The organism is Mesorhizobium sp. M7A.F.Ca.MR.148.00.0.0, assembly GCF_003997735.1.
Lineage (GTDB): Bacteria > Pseudomonadota > Alphaproteobacteria > Rhizobiales > Rhizobiaceae > Mesorhizobium.
Window position 1 is genome coordinate 1 of record NZ_RZTB01000225.1, and the last position, 3,731, is coordinate 3,731.

Here is a 3,731-nt window from a genome sequence, read left to right on the forward strand (position 1 = left end):
CCTTGCTCCGCCCGTGGATGACGAAGCGATGGGGCGTTCCGCAATCGGTCCATCAAAATCTCTGCATCGACAAACTGATTCATTTTACGAGAGCACATCGTTTCACGTGAGTCATTTCCCAATGCAGAACTGTGAGAAAATCACGTCCAACATGTCCTCGACGTCAATGGCGCCGACAATACGGCCCAGGCGATCTGCTGCAAGCCGCAACTCCTCGGCGCGCAACTCCTGCCCGACCGTCTGGCCGTCGGTTGCGCGAACCAGGTAACTATTCGCCGCGCCAAGCAGTTCAACGTGGCGCAGGCGCGACGGCAGGACATCGCCGAAGCTGCCGGCTGCTTCCGCTGCCCGCCGGCCGATTTCCCCCAGCAGTTCCTCGACGCCCGTCCCGCTCTTTACCGAAATGACAAGGTCATAATCCTCCGTCGCGTCACTCGCCGCGCGGTCTTCCAGCAGATCGAGCTTGGTGCCGACGCGCACGGTCGGCGCCACAGTCGGCAGCTCGCCGACATCTCTTGGGTTCGCGATGTCCTGCAGCAAGAGCAAGAGATCGGCGCCATGCGCCTTGGCCCTCGCCTTCTCGATGCCGATCGCCTCGACCTTCCCCGGCGCGTCGCGCAGCCCGGCCGTATCCGTAAGCCGGACCCGCAGCCCCTGGAGATCAAGTGTCACTTCAAGCAAATCCCGCGTCGTGCCGGGTTCATCCGTTACTATAGCGGCATCCCGCCGCGCCAGGGCGTTGAACAGACTCGACTTACCGGCGTTGGGCGCGCCAAGGATAACGACCTCGAAGCCGTCACGGATGATCTCGGCAGCACGAAATCCGGCAACGTGCCGGTCGATCTCGCCGATCATAGTTTTGACATCAGACCAAACCGTATCCGAAACGGAACCGGGGACATCGTCTTCATCGGCAAAATCGATCTCCGCCTCGATCATGGCACGGGCGTGGATCAGCCTGCGACGCCAGCCGAGATAGAGTTCGCTCTGAGCGCCTTCGGCATTTTGGACAGCAAAACGCCGCTGCGCCTCGGTTTCGGCGTTGACGAGATCCGCCAGCGCCTCGGTCTCGACCAAGTCGGCCTTGCCGTTGAGAAAGGGGCGGCGCGTGAATTCGCCCGGTTCCGCGTGCCTGATGCCGTCTAAACCAGTAATCGTCTCCAGCATCCTGGCCACCACGGCGCGTCCGCCATGAACGTGGAATTCCGCCACATCCTCGCCCGTAAAACTGGCCGGTCCGGGAAAGAAGACGACCAAGCCCTTATCAAGCACGGTTCCATCGGGCGCCCTGAATCTGCGCAAGACCGCGACGCGGGGCTTAACAATACCCCCGGCAATCGTTTCGACTACGAATCGAGTCTGCGGGCCGGAAATGCGAATGACGGCGACGCCGGCCGGGAGCCGGCCGCTCGACAGCGCTACGATGGAATCGCCTGAAATCATTTGCCCGCTCTACCGAACCGCCCTAGCTTTACGCCCATCAGCCAATCGCACCCGAGTTTGCCCAGTGACGCTGCCAGCGCAAAACCTGCTTGCCGAAGAAGCCAGCCCCTACCTGCAGCAGCACAGCGGCAATCCCGTGCACTGGCGCGCCTGGTCGCCGGCTTCGCTCGAAGAGGCCAACGCGCTGGACAGGCCGATCCTGCTCTCGGTCGGCTATGCCGCCTGCCACTGGTGCCACGTCATGGCGCATGAAAGCTTCGAGGACGATGGTGTCGCCGCCGTCATGAACCGTCTGTTCGTCAATATCAAGGTCGACCGCGAGGAGCGCCCCGACATCGACCAGATCTATATGGCGGCGCTGTCCTCGATGGGCGAGCAGGGTGGCTGGCCACTGACCATGTTCCTGACGCCGGACGGCAAGCCGTTCTGGGGCGGCACCTACTTTCCGCGCGAGCCACGCTACGGCCGCCCCGGTTTCATCCAGGTGATGGAGGCGGTGGACAAGGCCTGGCGCGAGAAGCGGGCGAGCCTCAACCAGAGCGCCGACGGTCTGACCACACATGTCGAGGCACGGCTCGCCGGTTCGCACGCGAAAACAGGGCTCGACCGCGACACGCTGGCTGAGCTTGCCAAGGGCATAGACGGCATGATCGACCGCGATCTCGGCGGCCTGCGCGGCGCGCCCAAATTCCCCAATGCGCCGTTCATGCAAACGCTGTGGCTGTCCTGGCTGCGCGACGGCAACGCCAGTCATCGCGACGACGTTCTCAACAGCCTCGAACAGATGGTCAGCGGCGGCATTTACGATCATATCGGCGGCGGGCTCAGCCGTTACTCGACCGACGCCGAGTGGCTGGTGCCGCATTTCGAAAAGATGCTTTACGACAATGCCCAGCTGATCCGCTTCTGCAGCTGGACCTATGCCGCAAGCGGCAACGAGTTGTTCCGGGTCCGAATCGAAGAGACGATCGGCTGGCTGCTGCGCGAGATGCGCGTCGACGGCGGCGCCTTTGCCGCCAGCCTCGATGCCGACAGCGACGGCGAGGAAGGGCTGTTCTACACCTGGAGCCGAGAAGAGGTCGAAGCTGCCATCGGGGAAGATTCCACCTTGTTTTTCAAACACTTCACCCTCTCCAGCCCGCATGGCTGGGAAGGCAAGCCGGTCGTCCACCAAACCCTGTCCCAGCAATCGCACTATGTGATCGATCGCGCAGAGCTCGGCCCGCTCAAGGCGAAACTCCTCACCGTGCGGGAACAGCGGGTCAGGCCCGGTCTTGACGCAAAAACCCTCATCGACTGGAACGGCCAGATGATCGCAGCACTTGCCGAGGCCGGTCGGTCGTTGGCGCGGCCCGACTGGATCGACTCGGCGGCAAAAGCCTTCGCCCACATAAGCACCGCCGGCCGCGACGGCCGTCTGCCGCATTCGATGCTCGGCGCCAGAAAACTATTCCCTGCTTTGTCCAGCGACTATGCCGCCATGGCCAACGCAGCGATCTCGCTGTTCGAGGCCACTGGGAATTGGAGCTATGTCGACCAGGCCGGCCAGTTTATCGAGCAGCTCGACCATTGGCACGCCGACACCGAAAAGACAGGTTACTACCTGACCGCCTCGGACAGCACCGACGTGCCGATCCGCATCCGCGGCGATGTCGACGAAGCGATTCCCTCCGCTACCGGCCAGATCATCGAGGCACTGGTCCGGCTCGCCTCCGTCACCGGCAATCTCGACCTGCAGGAAAGGGCCTGGCAAGTCGCCGAGCATGCCGCCGGCCGCGCGGCGCACCAGGCCTATGGCCAGGCCGGCATCGTCAACGCCTGCGCGCTGGCGATCGAGCCACTCAAACTGGTCATCGTCGATGCGCTTGACGATCCAAAGCTCGTTCCGGTTGCGAATCGAAGTCCCGACCCCCGCCGCGTCGACGTTGTCGTGCCGATAGGTACGGGTACGAATCGACCCTTGCTGCCTGGCGGAATCCTGCCGCCGACCAACGAGGCGGGTGCATGGTTGTGTACTGGGCAGGTGTGTTTGCCGGTCGTGACGGATGCTGAAGAGTTGGAACGATTGTTGCGAGGGCGATAAGGGCAACGCTGCTCGATCTGCCCAAAATTGCGGCGCTGGCGCCGCCCCTCATCCGCCTGCCGGGCATCTTTCCCCGTATAGGGACGGGGAGAAAGACGCCGTCATGGACGGTTTCGCCAATTTTCAACGCAGCAGAACGAGCGCCGAGGGTGCGGCCATCTCCCTTCTCCCCGTCACTATATGGGGAGAAGGTGCCGGCAGGCGG

2 protein-coding genes are annotated in these 3,731 nt (G+C 63.1%); one reads left to right on the plus strand and one right to left on the minus strand.

Features of this window, described 5'->3' with window-relative positions:
• Positions 1–111: 111 nt before the first annotated feature.
• On the minus strand, positions 112–1,443 hold the full coding sequence (mnmE, locus tag EOB49_RS33215) for a tRNA uridine-5-carboxymethylaminomethyl(34) synthesis GTPase MnmE (RefSeq protein WP_127383444.1): 1,332 nt from the start codon (positions 1,441–1,443) through the stop codon (positions 112–114).
• A 64-nt stretch (positions 1,444–1,507) separates the two neighbouring features.
• Between mnmE and EOB49_RS33220 the strand changes: the two genes are divergently transcribed.
• A complete protein-coding gene (locus tag EOB49_RS33220; protein ID WP_127383445.1) occupies positions 1,508–3,526 on the plus strand; it encodes a thioredoxin domain-containing protein in 2,019 nt (672 codons plus the stop codon).
• Positions 3,527–3,731: the final 205 nt, after the last annotated feature.